This window comes from Streptomyces sp. NPDC049627, assembly GCF_044465645.1.
In the GTDB taxonomy this organism is placed as follows: Bacteria; Actinomycetota; Actinomycetes; order Streptomycetales; family Streptomycetaceae; genus Streptomyces.
Genome location: NZ_JBITLW010000017.1, coordinates 169690 through 181941 on the forward strand (window position 1 = coordinate 169690; position 12252 = coordinate 181941).

10 protein-coding genes and 2 tRNA genes are annotated in these 12252 nt (G+C 69.8%); 3 read left to right on the plus strand and 9 right to left on the minus strand.

Annotated elements, in window-relative coordinates; genetic code table 11:
• Both ACIBU0_RS37900 and ACIBU0_RS37905 read right to left on the minus strand, forming a co-directional pair.
• Positions 1 to 72: transfer RNA gene (locus ACIBU0_RS37900), tRNA-Val, on the minus strand.
• A gap of 39 nt (positions 73 to 111) precedes the next feature.
• Positions 112 to 570 (minus strand): SRPBCC family protein, encoded by a 459-nt coding sequence (locus ACIBU0_RS37905; protein ID WP_398827829.1) that lies wholly within the window; start codon positions 568 to 570, stop codon positions 112 to 114.
• Positions 571 to 670: 100 nt separating this feature from the next.
• On the opposite strand from ACIBU0_RS37905, the gene ACIBU0_RS37910 reads away from it, so the two are divergent.
• Positions 671 to 3103, plus strand: coding sequence for an SCO7613 C-terminal domain-containing membrane protein (locus ACIBU0_RS37910; protein ID WP_398827831.1), 2433 nt, complete (start codon positions 671 to 673; stop codon positions 3101 to 3103).
• 67 nt (positions 3104 to 3170) lie between these two features.
• Here the strand turns inward: ACIBU0_RS37910 and ACIBU0_RS37915 are convergent, their stop codons facing one another.
• The 7 genes from ACIBU0_RS37915 to ACIBU0_RS37945 all read right to left on the minus strand — a co-directional run bounded on the left by ACIBU0_RS37915 (position 3171) and on the right by ACIBU0_RS37945 (position 10778).
• Positions 3171 to 5906: a Tat pathway signal sequence domain protein gene (locus tag ACIBU0_RS37915; protein ID WP_398827833.1), complete on the minus strand. Its 2736-nt coding sequence runs from the start codon at positions 5904 to 5906 to the stop codon at positions 3171 to 3173.
• A 92-nt stretch (positions 5907 to 5998) separates the two neighbouring features.
• Positions 5999 to 6601 carry a hypothetical protein gene (locus tag ACIBU0_RS37920; RefSeq protein WP_398827835.1) on the minus strand — a complete coding sequence of 201 codons (603 nt, stop codon included), beginning with the start codon at positions 6599 to 6601 and terminating at the stop codon, positions 5999 to 6001.
• A gap of 13 nt (positions 6602 to 6614) precedes the next feature.
• Positions 6615 to 7487, minus strand: coding sequence for a carbohydrate ABC transporter permease (locus ACIBU0_RS37925; RefSeq protein WP_398827837.1), 873 nt, complete (start codon positions 7485 to 7487; stop codon positions 6615 to 6617).
• Positions 7484 to 8440, minus strand: a complete 957-nt coding sequence (locus ACIBU0_RS37930) for a carbohydrate ABC transporter permease (RefSeq protein WP_398827839.1) — start codon at positions 8438 to 8440, stop codon at positions 7484 to 7486. Before ACIBU0_RS37930 ends, ACIBU0_RS37925 begins: the two co-directional genes overlap by 4 nt.
• Before the next feature lie 14 nt (positions 8441 to 8454).
• Positions 8455 to 9744: an ABC transporter substrate-binding protein gene (locus ACIBU0_RS37935; RefSeq protein ID WP_398827841.1), complete on the minus strand. Its 1290-nt coding sequence runs from the start codon at positions 9742 to 9744 to the stop codon at positions 8455 to 8457.
• Positions 9745 to 10159: 415 nt separating this feature from the next.
• Positions 10160 to 10231 (minus strand) — tRNA-Val (locus ACIBU0_RS37940).
• Between the two features lie 88 nt (positions 10232 to 10319).
• Positions 10320 to 10778 carry a TIGR02611 family protein gene (locus tag ACIBU0_RS37945; protein ID WP_398827843.1) on the minus strand — a complete coding sequence of 153 codons (459 nt, stop codon included), beginning with the start codon at positions 10776 to 10778 and terminating at the stop codon, positions 10320 to 10322.
• 191 nt (positions 10779 to 10969) lie between these two features.
• On the opposite strand from ACIBU0_RS37945, the gene ACIBU0_RS37950 reads away from it, so the two are divergent.
• Both ACIBU0_RS37950 and ACIBU0_RS37955 read left to right on the plus strand, forming a co-directional pair.
• A complete protein-coding gene (locus tag ACIBU0_RS37950; RefSeq protein WP_004002642.1) occupies positions 10970 to 11383 on the plus strand; it encodes an SsgA family sporulation/cell division regulator in 414 nt (137 codons plus the stop codon).
• A 294-nt stretch (positions 11384 to 11677) separates the two neighbouring features.
• The gene (locus ACIBU0_RS37955; protein WP_398827845.1) at positions 11678 to 12238 is read left to right on the plus strand and encodes a CGNR zinc finger domain-containing protein; all 561 of its coding nucleotides are present in this window, start codon (positions 11678 to 11680) and stop codon (positions 12236 to 12238) included.
• Positions 12239 to 12252: the final 14 nt, after the last annotated feature.

Sequence of the window (12252 nt, forward strand, 5' to 3'; positions counted from 1 at the left end):
TGGGCGATACTGGGTTCGAACCAGTGACCTCTTCGGTGTGAACGAAGCGCTCTCCCACTGAGCTAATCGCCCGGGAACGCACTGAACAATACAGGTCCCGGCGCGTTTCCTTCAAACCGCTTGATGGCCGCCGGCCAAGTACGCGATCAGTCCGCGCCGGCCGGCCCGCATCATCATCCAGTGGTTGGCGCGGAACACCGGCCGCCCGGGCACCGCGAGACGCCTCAGCAGCGGCTTGTTCACGTCGACGACCTGGTCGTAGCGGGCGACGGTTCCGCTGCCGTGCGCGGTGAGGGTCCAGCGCGCCCAGCCGTCGATGTCCCCGGACATCGCGATCTCCAGTACTCCCGCCTCCCGGTCCCGCCGCACCTCGCGCGCGGTGAAGGTCATGTCGTACGGCAGGACGGAGCGGATCGTGATCACGCCGGTGGTGTCGTCGATCCGGTTGACCTCGCGCACCTGGGGCCACCAGCGGGGGTAGTCCTCGGCCTGTTCCAGCAGGTCGTAGACGGTGGCGGGAGGGGCGGGCAGGGCCCACAGGCTGCGGAAGCGGTAGTGGCTCCAGTCCATGGGCCGAGTCTGCACCCAGCAGGAGGTTTCCGGCGCATCTGAGTACGTTCTGAGTACGTGCACTCATGCCGTACGGCGTGACGCGGACCACACTCCAGGCATGACGCACTTTCCGCCACCGGCCGAGGAGTTGCGGCTCCTCGACGCCGAGCTGCATCAACTGGACGCCCGTCGCGCCCAGTTGCTGCACCGCCGCGCCTGGCTGGTCACCGCGCTGCAAGCGGCGGCCACGCCCGCCCCGGCTCCCGTCGCAGCGCGGCGCCCCGAGGCATGGGCGCGCCCCGAGGCCTCGGCACCGCGGGTCCAGAACGTCCTGTTGCTGCTCGGCGGGGTCCTGCTCACCATTGCCGCGGTGGCGTTCACGCTGGTCAGCTGGGGTCACATGGGGATCACCGGGCGGGCTCTGGTGCTCGGCGGGGTCACGGTGGCGGTGCTCGCCGCGCCGGTGCCGCTGCTGCGGCGCGGGCTGCGGTCGACGGCCGAGTCGGTCGCGGGTCTCGGGCTCGCGCTGACGGTGCTCGACGCGTACGCGCTGCGCGAGGTCACATGGGCGGACGTGGACGCCACGGGCTACATCGCGGCCGCGTCGGCTGCGCTGGCGGCCCTGTGGACGGCCTACGGGCTGGTGCCGCGCACCTGCGACCTGCGTCTGCCCCTGCCCGTCGCGCTGGTGGCGGCCCAGCTGCCCCTGGCTCTCTGGGCGGTGGCCGCGGATGCGGACCTGTACGCGGTCACGGGCGCCGTGCTCGTGACGGCCGGGTTCGACGCGGGTGTGGCGCTCCGGGTGCCCGCCAGGTCCGTACGGATCACCGCGGTGATCGGTGCGTACGGCATGGGCGCCTGGGGTGTGTGGACCGCCGGTTGGCTGTCGTGGACGGCCACCGGCCCGAGCGCCGCCGCCCGTGCGGCGGCGCTCCTCCTCTTCGCGGCGGGCATCGCGCTGGCCGCGGCATGGCGGGAGACCGCCGGGCAGCGGGCGCGCGGCCTCTCCGTCGCCGCCGGCCTCCTCACGGTCGCCGCGCTCGGCGGCACGGCGCGCTCGGCGGTGCCGGACGCGTGGACGGTTCCGGGGTATCTCGCCTGTGGGGTCGCCCTGCTGGCGGCGGTACGGGTGAGCCGCCTGCCGGAGACGGTACGGCGCGGGTTCGTCCATGCCTCCGCTGCCGTACAGGGCCTTGCCCTGCTGTGGACGCTGCCCCTGGTGGGGGTCGTCCTGCTGGGTCCGGTCACCTGGGTGGAGCGGGTGTGGTCCGGGGCGCCGGGAGGCGTACGGGAGGCGGTGCTGGTCGACGCGCCGTGGCCGTCGCACGGCGAAACGGTGCCCGTCGTCCTTGCTGTCGTCGCCGCCGTACTGCTCCTGGCGGTGCGTGACGCGCTCTGGCGGCCTCGGGCCCTGACCGGGGTGCTGGTGCTGGCGTGGGCGACGGCGCTGGTCCTTCCGGCGGTGCTCGAAGTCCCTTATGCCATGGGCCTGGTGGCGTTCGGGATCACGACGGCAGGCGCCCTGGCGGCGGCCGCGTGGATACGGCCGACCGCGCGCCCGGAGTCCGCTGCCGTTGCCGCTCCCGGCTTCCCCACCCTTCGCCACACCGTCACGGCCCTCGCCCTCCTCACCTCCCTCACCCTCGCCTTCCTCTCCCTGCCCACGAAGCCGGCGACCCTCACCGTGCTCGCCGCCCTGACGGCCCTCTTCGCAGCGGCCTCCTGGAAGCCGCACCTCGCCCCCGTCACGGCCCCGGCAGCGCTCGCGTACGCCGCCGCGCTGGCCTGTGCGACGGGCGCCGCGGCCGGCTGGCAGCCGCCGTACACCGCCCTGCTGGTCCTGGCGGTCCCGGTGGCGGCGGCCCTGCTCGCCGCACGGCTCGGTGGCGCGCGGGCGACGGTCCCGGTCGAGGTGGCGGGCGCGACCGCCGGGCTGCTCGCCGTCGGGCTGGCCGCGGCCTCGACCGACCTGCCGATGCTCGCCCTGGTCCTGGCGCTGTGCGGTGTGATCACCGCCGGTACGGCGATCCGCCCCGACCGCCGCCCCGTCGCCTACGCCTCCGCCGCCCTCTTCGTGCTGGCCACATGGGTGCGCCTGGCGGGCTGGGACGTCGGCACGCCCGAGGCATACACAGCGCCGGTCACCGTCCCGGCCTTGCTGATCGGTGCCGTGCGCAGGCGCCGCGACCCGGAGGTCTCGTCCTGGACGGCGTACGGCCCCGGACTCGCCGCCACGCTCGTGCCGAGCCTGGTGACGGCCTGGGGCGACCCGGACTGGACGCGCCCCCTGCTGCTGGGCCTCGGCGCCATGGCGGTCACCCTGCTGGGCGCCGGGCACGGCCTCAAGGCACCGCTGCTGCTCGGCGGCTCGGTGCTCGCCCTGGACGCGCTGCACGAGCTGGCCCCGTACATCGCCCAGGTGACCGACGCACTCCCCCGCTGGGTACTGCCCGCCCTCGCCGGCCTTCTGCTGCTCGCCCTGGGAGCAACGTACGAACAACGCCTCAGGGACGCCCGAAAGATGCGGGATTTCTTGGGGAACATGCGCTGAGACGCCCCAAGGGGGCGCGGGGAACTGCGCGACCAGCCACAACGGACCCGCAGTTCCCCACGAACCGTTACGGCATCTTGTCCCCGAGAAGGGCCAGGTTCTCAATGGCCGCGAGCCCGTACAACGCGGTGTCATTCGTGGACACCCAAGCCGCCTCACTACCCGGCACCAACGCGGCCGGCCCGCTGAGAGCCTCCGTCTTCCAGGGCGCCGACTCCTTGTAGCCGTCCGAGTTGTAGAACTTCTCCCACGCCCGCTTGGCGAGCTTCTCGTCCCCCGTCCTCACGGCGGCGTACGCGTCGAGGCGCGAGTGGCCCTGGAAGAGCAGCAGCGTCCCGAAGTTGGAGCCGTACCGTGCCGCCTGCTCGGCCTTGGTGGCGTTGAAGTAGCGGCAGTAGTCGAAGTACGCCTCGTTGAACTTGGGCATGTCGACGAGGTCGATGAGTTCGGCGCACAGCTCGTTGAGGCCGAAGACGGCGGAGAGGTGGGACACGGAGACCGCGGGTGACGCGGCGACCGCGAACTTCCCGGTGTCGAGGTCGTACAGCCCGCTGCCCTGCACGAAGCCGTTGGGCTGGGCGGCGATGCCCTCCATCGTCGACAGCACCCGCGCCTTGGCCTTCTCCCACTTGGGGCCCTTGCGTTCCCACTCGGTCAGCCAGGCCGAGACCAGCCCGCTCCAGTCCGTGCCGAAGCCGATGGACAGGGCGTGCCGGTCGGGTGTGTAGGGGTCGGTGCGCACCTTGCGCAGGGGGTCGAGGACGAGGAAGGTCTCGTCGGAGTCGACGTTGGCGTGCATGAGGTCGCCGACGCGTTCGTCGGCGGTGAGGAAGTAGTAGTAGCGGCGGTAGGTGGTGTTGGCGATGCGCTGCTGCTTGGCGCTGTCGGCGTAGTGCTGCACGCCGTGCCGGGTGCCGAGGCCGGCCCACTTGCCCAGGTGGTAGACGTCGACCTCGCCGGTGTGCCGGGTCATCGCCTCGGCGAAGCGGAAGATGTCGGCGCGGCCGGAGCGCAGGTAGGCGAACCACAGCCACAGGTCGGGCGAGAGTTCGGAGTTGTCCCAGGCGTAGCCGCCGATGTCGTACCGCCACTGGTGCCGGACGGTGTCGTAGGTGTGCATGATGTCGCCGTGGTCCCAGAAGCCGTACCAGCGCCGCTGCTCCACCTGGTCCTTGTAGTAGGTGAAGAGGAAGTCGAGGTGGTCCTCGATCTTCGCCTTGGCGGGCGTGGAGCGGTCGGGCTCGGAGTACAGGCCGGGTCCGAAGACCTCGGCCTTGATGAGCTGCCTGGGCGGGGCGGCGAGCTGCGGCAGCACACGCACGGCCTCGATCTGCTGGGCCAGAGTGTCCGCTGAAGGCGTCGCCTCGTTGGCCCAGAAGAGCAGCTCCGACGTACGCGCGATGCCGTACGGCGTGCCGAACTCCGGCTCGTAGTCCTCGTAGGTGATGTTGAGGCCCTCGAGCTGCTCGGCGAAGGTGTCCTGGCCCATGCCGTCGTGGTAGAAGCGCAGGTCCATGGGCTGTGCCTCGGGCGACCAGAGCCAGAGGGTGACGGTCGCCTCGTCGGTCTGGGCGTCGCGGATGTCGAGCTGCGCCGGGAACCTCTCCCAGAAGTCGCGCAGGCCGAAGGAGAACCCGCCGCTCGCCCCACCGACGTAACCGAACCCGGAGGCACGCCGGCCGCCGCCGGCGCCGATCCAGCCGTGGCCCTTCTTGGTGCGCTTGCGCACGGTGAAGCCGTCGGCGGAGAGCTGGGAGAGGGTGTAGTCGCCCCACTCGGGGATGTACTGGAGGCGGGTGGTGACCCGCTGGTCCCAGGTGGCGGGGTCCGGCAGCTTCTGGCCCGCGTACTGCGCCGCCTGCACCGCCGTCCCCGGGTCGCGGCGCAGCCCGGTGATGCCCTTGACCGCCTCGCGCAGCAGGCCGGTGCCCTCGCCGCCGAGGCGGATGTGGCGGTCGTACGCCGCGTCCCGCATCGGGACGGTGAAGCGCACGCCGATGCCGCGGATGAAGTCGCCGCTCGCCCTGCCCGGCTCCTGGGTGCCGTCGTAGGTGATGGTGTGCACCATGCGGAAGGAGTCGGCGCCGGCGTAGAAGTACAGCCGGATCGAGAACGGCAGCCAGCTCCGGTCGCCCTTGCGGTGCTTGCCGTCGATGCGCACGACGGCCCGGACCGGTCCCTCCTGTTCGACCTTCACCTCGGAGATGGCCCCGTCGAAGCGCTCGGTCTTCACCGCCCCCTGGTCCTCGTCCTCGATCTCGGGCTGGCGGATGAGGACGAGGCGGCCGTTCCTGGCGATCTCGGTGGAGCCACGGGTGACGGACTTGATGAGGGTGGCCCCGGACTTGCCGATCTTCGCCGTGATGACGCCGGTCGACACGGTGATCGCACCGCCGCTCTGGTCGACGGTGACCCTCTTGTCCGGTACGGCGGCCTCGCCGGGGCTCAGCGTCAGCTTGCCGTTGCCCGAACTCACCGCGTGGGCAGTCCACTTGAGCGAGCCGTCGGGCCAGTAGGCGATCGGCCAGGACTGGACGGGCACGGCCTTGCCGTCCGCGTCCTCGACCGCGAACTTCTGGTCCTCCTGATGAACGCCCTTCGGCCACGGCACACCGACGGTGGATCCGGGGGCGGCGCCCAGACCGCCGTCCTCCAGCCAGTCCAGCGTCACGGGAGAGTCATCGGCCTCGGCGGCTCTGGGCGCGGCCTGCGCGTCCTTGGTTCCCAGCGCCCAGCTGAACTGCGCGGCGGCTCCGGCGACGGCAGCGGCTTTGAGGAGGGACCTGCGGGGGATGGGGGACATGGCCATTCCTTTCCATGTGCGGCTGGGCAGGGGCATGACAGAGAGAGGTACGGCGTCCAGGGCACCGACCTTGATGAACAGGGCACCGCCGGTCAGCGGTGCCGGTACCGCTCCTCCACGGCGACGGCCGCCGCCGCGACGGCCCCGAGGACGGGGACCGACAGCGGCGCGACGAACCAGGCGGACGCGGCGACGACGGCCAGTCCGGCGATGATCAGGAAGGACCCGGCGGGGTCGAGCACGGTACGACGCCCCGCGTCCGCGAGCAGCGCCCGCCAGCCGGCCTCCGGCGTCCACACCGCCGCGGCCCGCAGCAGGGCCACGACCAGGCCGATCAGGGCGAACAGCCCGACCGCCCCCACGAGCGGCCCACCGGGAATCCCGGCCCGCGCGGCCTGGACGTCCACCCACACCGCGGCCACCGCCGCCCACCCGGCGAGCCCGACGGCCCACCCGCCGCGCAGGGCCGTACGGAAGTCGGCGACGAACTCCCGCCAGCCGCCGCCTTCATGGGCCGTACGACGCCGCAGATGCCGTGCGCCGGCGGCGAAGGCGGCGGGACAGGTGACGACTCCCAGCGAGGCCACCGCGATCCACACGCCGGTGAGCAGACACTCGGCGAACACCGCGAACCGCTCACCGCCGAGGACCGACGCCCTGCGCGGGGACCGGTCCTTCACGCGGGCTTGAGCCATGTCCACCACCGCCTCACTTCAGTCCGGAGGTCGCCATGCCGTCGATGAGATAGCGCTGGAAGGCCATGAAGAACGCGATGACCGGAATCAGCGCCACCAGCGACATCGCGATCATGCTGCCGTAGTTGGAGATGCCCTCCTGGTCGCGGAACATCATCAGGCCGAGCGAGACGGTGTACTTGTCGGGGGTGTTGAGGTAGATCAACGGTCCCATGAAGTCGTTCCAGGCGTTGATGAAGGTGAAGATGGCGCTGGTGATGATGGCGGGGCGGCTCAGCGGCAGCACGATGGACCAGTAGGTCCGCAGGTGCCCGCAGCCGTCGAGCTTGGCCGCCTCGTCCAGCTCGCGCGGCAGCCCGCGCATGAACTGCACCATCAGGAAGACGAAGAACGCCTCGGTGGCCAGGAACTTGCCCGCGACGAGCGGCACCAGCGTGTCGGTGAGTTCGAGGTTGCGGAACAGCACGTACTGCGGGATGAGCAGCACGTGGTACGGCAGCAGCAGCGTGCCGATCATCAGCGTGAACAGCAGGTTCCGCCCGGCGAACCGGATCTTGGCGAAGGCGTAGGCGGTGAGCGAGCTCGACAGCACGACGCCGATCACGGCGAGGACGGCGTACATCAGCGAGTTCCAGAAGAAGCTGCTGATGGAGATGCCGGAGATGCCGTCGGCGAGCCCGGAGAAGTTCGCCCAGACCGGCTTGGCGGGCAGCAGGTCGAGGCTGGCGATGATGTCCTTGCTCGGCTTGAACGAGGCACCGACGACCCAGATCACGGGGTACAGGACGACGGCCAGAACGACGAGCGCGCCCACGTGCCAGGCGATCGATCCGGTGCGCCGCCGCTCGCTCGCGGTGCGGACGACAGGGGTGGTGGCACTGGTCACTTGGCGGCCTCCTCGTAGTGCACCCACTTCTTCTGCGACCAGAACAGGACCGCCGTGACGAGCGCCACCGCAACCACCAGCGTCCAGGCCATCGCGGCGGCGAAGCCCATCTGGGCCTCCTTGAAGCCCTTCTGGTAGAGGTAACAGGTGTAGACGAGGGTGGCGTCGGCGGGCCCGCACCGGGTGTCGGAGACGACGTACGCGGAGCCGAACACCTGGAACGCGTGGATGGACTCCAGCAGCACGTTGAAGAACAGCACCGGGGAGATCATCGGCAGCGTGATGTTCCAGAACCGGCGGAGCGGACCGGCTCCGTCCACCTCGGCGGCCTCGTACAGCTCCCGCGGCACCTGCTTGAGACCGGCCAGGAAGATGACCATCGGCGCGCCGAACTGCCAGATGCTCAGGGCCACCAGGGCGTAGAGGACGTAGTCCGGGTTGCCGATCCAGCCCCCCACGTCGAGACCGAAGATCTTCTGGGTACGGTCCACGATCGCGTCGTCCGAGAACAGCGCCCGCCACACGAAGCCCACGGAGACGCTGGCGCCGATGAGCGAGGGCATGTAGAACGCGGCCCGGTACAGGCCCTGGCCGCGCCGCTTCTGCGCGAGCAGCAGCGCGACACCGAGCGCGAGCAGCAGCTTCAGCGGCGTGGCCACGACGACGTACTTCAGCGTGACCTCGACCGACTTCTGCCAGCGCGGGTCCTGGAACATCGTCGTGAAGTTGTCGAAGCCCACCCACTCGGGCGGCGTGAACAGGTTGTACCGGGTGAACGCGTAGTACAGCGACGCGATCATCGGCCCCGCCGTGAGCAGCAGGAACCCCGCGAGCCACGGCGACATGAAGAGATAGCCGGCGAGGTTCTCGCGGCGCCGCCCGCGCCGCCCGGCGGAGGGAGCGGCGGACCGCTTCTTCGCCGGGCGCGCGGGCGCTTCCTTGACGAGGGTCATGGTGGTACGTCCCCTCAGCCCGCGAACGCGGCCTTGGCCTCGCCGAACAGCGTCTTGGCGGCGTCGGCCGGCTTGGCCTTGCCCTGGGCCACCTCACCGCCGATGCGCAGGAACGCCGCCTCGACGACATCGGCACCGGAAGGGTGCGGGGTGATCTTCCCGAGGACGCCGGCCTTGGCGACCTCCTCCTCGTACGCCTTGACACCCTTGTTGTTGGCGTCGGTGGGCGTGAACGCGTCGTACTGCTCGGTCGTGGCGAGGATGCCCCGGTCGTAGCCCATGATCTTGCCGACCTCGGGGTCATGGACCATGAAGTCGATGAACTGGGCCGCCTCCTTGGGGTGCTTGGTCCCGGCGAAGGCGCTGAGCATGAGCGAGCCGAGGTACTGGCCGGTGTCCTTGCCGTCCATGGTGGGGATCGGCGCGAGCCCGTAGTCCGAGTCGCCCTCCCCCTCGTAGCGGATGGAGAAGTTGTCCCAGGTGAACTCGGACGCGGCCAGCCCTGCCGACAGACCCGACTTGGGCTTGACCTGCTCGATCTTCTTCGGGTCGGCGACGAGCCCGGACTTCACGCGCTTGTAGCCGTCCTCCCACCACTGCGTCAGATCGTCCTCGGTGAAGCCGAGACCGGAGTCGGTGAAGAAGGCCTTGCCGTTCTGCCGTAGGTACAGGTCATAGAGGTACATGATGCTGAAGTAGCCGGTGTCGCCGGCGATCTTGAGCTTGTCCTGGATCGTCTGGAGCGCGTCGAAGTACTCGTCCCAGGTCCAGCCCGTCTTCGCCGCGACGCCGGCCTTCTTGAACGCCTTGAGGTCGATGACCAGCGCCATGGTGTTGGCGCCGACGGGTATGCCGATCTGCTTGCCGTCGACCTGACCGTTCGCCAGAACGCCGTTGCGGAAGTTCTCCAGGCTCAGATTCCCCGCGTCCGCCTGGGACTTGAGGTCCATGAGAACACCGCGCTTGTCGTACTTGCGCAGGAAACCGACCGCATTCTGGAAAACGTCCGGGGGATTTCCGCCGGAGGCCTGGGTCTGGAACTTCTCCCAGAAGGCTTCGTAGTCGGTGAATTCAGGCTTGATCTTGATCTTCGGGTACTTCTTCCCGAAGAGCGCGATCGTCTTCTTGATGGCGATGGTGCGCGGCTCCCCACCCCACCACGCGTAACGGAGTGTCACCGTCCCGTCGGCGGAGGCGCCGTCGCCGCCACCGCACGCCGTGGTCGCGGCCAGCCCGAGCGTGGCCGCCGTGGCACCGGCCGCCTTCAGGATCGTACGCCTCTCAACATTCCTGCTGGTTCTCACCGTCGAGCCTCCCCGCAACGCTGCGTTGCCGCCTGCATGAATCGTTTCAAGTAAGCGCTTGCTGGCACAAGTTACGGAGGGCCCGGGGGTGCGTCAATGATTCGGACAGGAATTTCTTGCGGGGCGCTTTCGCGGTTTGACGGGGCGTGAGGTTACAAGGGCCGGGTCGGCGGAGCGTCGCCGCAGGTGAGAGGCGCGTGATCGATGGACCGAACGAGGAGTCGGCCGTCCCCCACATGAACCGGTCGGCTGAAAGCGACCTGCGAACCGGAAGTTGACGGAGCGGCACATCACGCGATCCGGTGCGCCGACGGGACCTTGCCAACCGTCACTCACGGCGACGCCTCTCGCACCACCACGCGCACGAACGACGGCGGCCCGCCTGCTCTGTCGCAGACGGGCCGCCGGATCCGGGTGGGCGATACTGGGTTCGAACCAGTGACCTCTTCGGTGTGAACGAAGCGCTCTCCCACTGAGCTAATCGCCCGGGCGCAGGAAGAACATTACCCCATGTCAGGGGGTGCAGGTGACCAGCGCGAACCCGCACCGGACGAGGACCGCGCCCCCGTCGTGGATCACTGGTCCTTGATCTTCCAGGGCATGACGATGCCGAACTTCCACACGTAGATCCCGACGAGCACACCCACGATCACGAGGCCGATCGACGTCAGGATGATGTTGCGGCGGCGCACCTTCGGGTCGAGGGCCCGCTGGGCCGCCTCGGTGACCTTGCGCTTGGTCCAGCGCAGTACGAGCTGGGCCCAGACGAACTCGGTCGCCCAGACGGCCATGCCGCCGAAGATCACGACCCAGCCGGGGCCGGGCAGCGGCAGCATGATGATGCCGGCGATCACGATCGCCAGGCCGATGATGAAAACGCCCACCTGCCAGCTCAGGTGCAGCGCACGGCGCGCCTTGATGAACTCCGGCGCTCTTGAGCCGAGCCCCTGCTCGCTGTCGCCTTTCACACCGTCCACTTCGGCCTCGTCCGTCGCCACGGCAACCTCGCCCGGCTGGTCACTCCCCGTATTCATACGGCCAAACCCTACCGGACGGAAACCAGTCACCGGAATGGTCGTACCTCGCGAACGGGTTCTCGGCCGGAAGAGTTACGTAAAGACACGCAAAACACTCAGAGGGGTTTACAACGGCACCGTAGGTGGCATGTCGATTTCGCCGACGTGCGAATCCCCGAGCGCACACTGAGCGAAAGGCCCTGGCGCTTATGAACACCACGGTCAGCTGCGAGCTGCACCTGCGCCTCGTTGTGTCGAGCGAGTCCTCCCTGCCTGTCCCCGCAGGCCTGCGGTACGACACGGCCGACCCCTACGCCGTGCACGCCACCTTCCACACCGGAGCCGAGGAGACCGTCGAGTGGGTGTTCGCCCGCGACCTTCTCGCGGAGGGCCTCCACCGGCCCACCGGAACCGGCGACGTCCGTGTCTGGCCGTCGCGCAGTCACGGCCAGGGCGTCGTCTGCATCGCCCTGAGCTCTCCGGAGGGCGAGGCGCTGCTCGAGGCCCCGGCACGGGCTCTGGAGTCCTTCTTGAAGCGAACGGATGCCGCTGTGCCTCCCGGCACGGAGCACCGGCACTTCGATCTCGATCAGGAGCTCTCGCACATCCTGGCGGAGAGCTAGGGCGAGGCCCCACAAGCCGCCCGGCGCCGTCGACTCGGGGAGACGGCTCGGGCCAAGACAACCGCATACGGCATACAGCAGCGCCGTCTCCGCACCGCCGGGGGCGGCGTTGGTGTGCGTCCGCAGGCGGAGCGGGAGCAGGCCGGCGGCCCACCGCGGGAACCGTCGGCGTCGCCACGGCGTTGTAATCGACGTCACGAGCGGGGGCACGGCCGGTGCAGCCCCGGCGGATGCCACTACGATCGGCCAGCATCGGCGGGCGCCCGCCCGACCCCCCAGGCCAGGGAGCGAAACGTGCTGATCACCCACGACACCCGGTGTGCGCTCGATGCCGTGGTGGATCTGGTGAACACCGCACCGGAGGACGACGAGACCCCGGAAGGACTGCCGGACGTCGCGGCTCTCGAGGTTTTCGTACAAAAGCACGAAATCAGCGATGTCGGAGTGCTCTCGGAGTTCGACCTGTCGGCGGTGCGCAAGGTGCGCGGGCGGTTCGCCGCGATCTTCGCGGAGCCGGACGCCCGGCGCGCGGCCGGGCTGATCAACGAACTGGTCGCCGCCGCGGGCACCACCCCCCGCCTCACGGACCACGACGGCTACGACTGGCATGTGCACTACTTCGCCCCCGGCGCCTCCGTCGCCGACCACCTGGCAGCCGACTGCGGCATGGCCCTGGCGTTCTTCGTGGTGGCCGGAGAGCAGGAGCGGCTGCGCCGCTGTGAGGCGCCGGACTGCCGGCACGCGTTCGTGGATCTTTCCCGGAACCGGTCGCGGCGGTACTGCGACAGCCGTACCTGCGGAAACCGTCTGCATGTGGCCGCCTACCGGGCGCGCCGCAAGGAAGCGGCCGGCTGAGCGGCGATCGTCGA

Coding starts and splice junctions, on each gene's coding strand:
- ACIBU0_RS37910 (WP_398827831.1), top strand. CDS start 671: ATGACGCACTTTCCGCCACCGGCCGAGGAGTTGCGGCTCCTCGACGCC.
- ACIBU0_RS37905 (WP_398827829.1), bottom strand. CDS start 570: ATGGACTGGAGCCACTACCGCTTCCGCAGCCTGTGGGCCCTGCCCGCC.
- ACIBU0_RS37920 (WP_398827835.1), bottom strand. CDS start 6,601: ATGGCTCAAGCCCGCGTGAAGGACCGGTCCCCGCGCAGGGCGTCGGTC.
- ACIBU0_RS37930 (WP_398827839.1), bottom strand. CDS start 8,440: ATGACCCTCGTCAAGGAAGCGCCCGCGCGCCCGGCGAAGAAGCGGTCC.
- ACIBU0_RS37950 (WP_004002642.1), top strand. CDS start 10,970: ATGAACACCACGGTCAGCTGCGAGCTGCACCTGCGCCTCGTTGTGTCG.
- ACIBU0_RS37945 (WP_398827843.1), bottom strand. CDS start 10,778: ATGAATACGGGGAGTGACCAGCCGGGCGAGGTTGCCGTGGCGACGGAC.
- ACIBU0_RS37915 (WP_398827833.1), bottom strand. CDS start 5,906: ATGTCCCCCATCCCCCGCAGGTCCCTCCTCAAAGCCGCTGCCGTCGCC.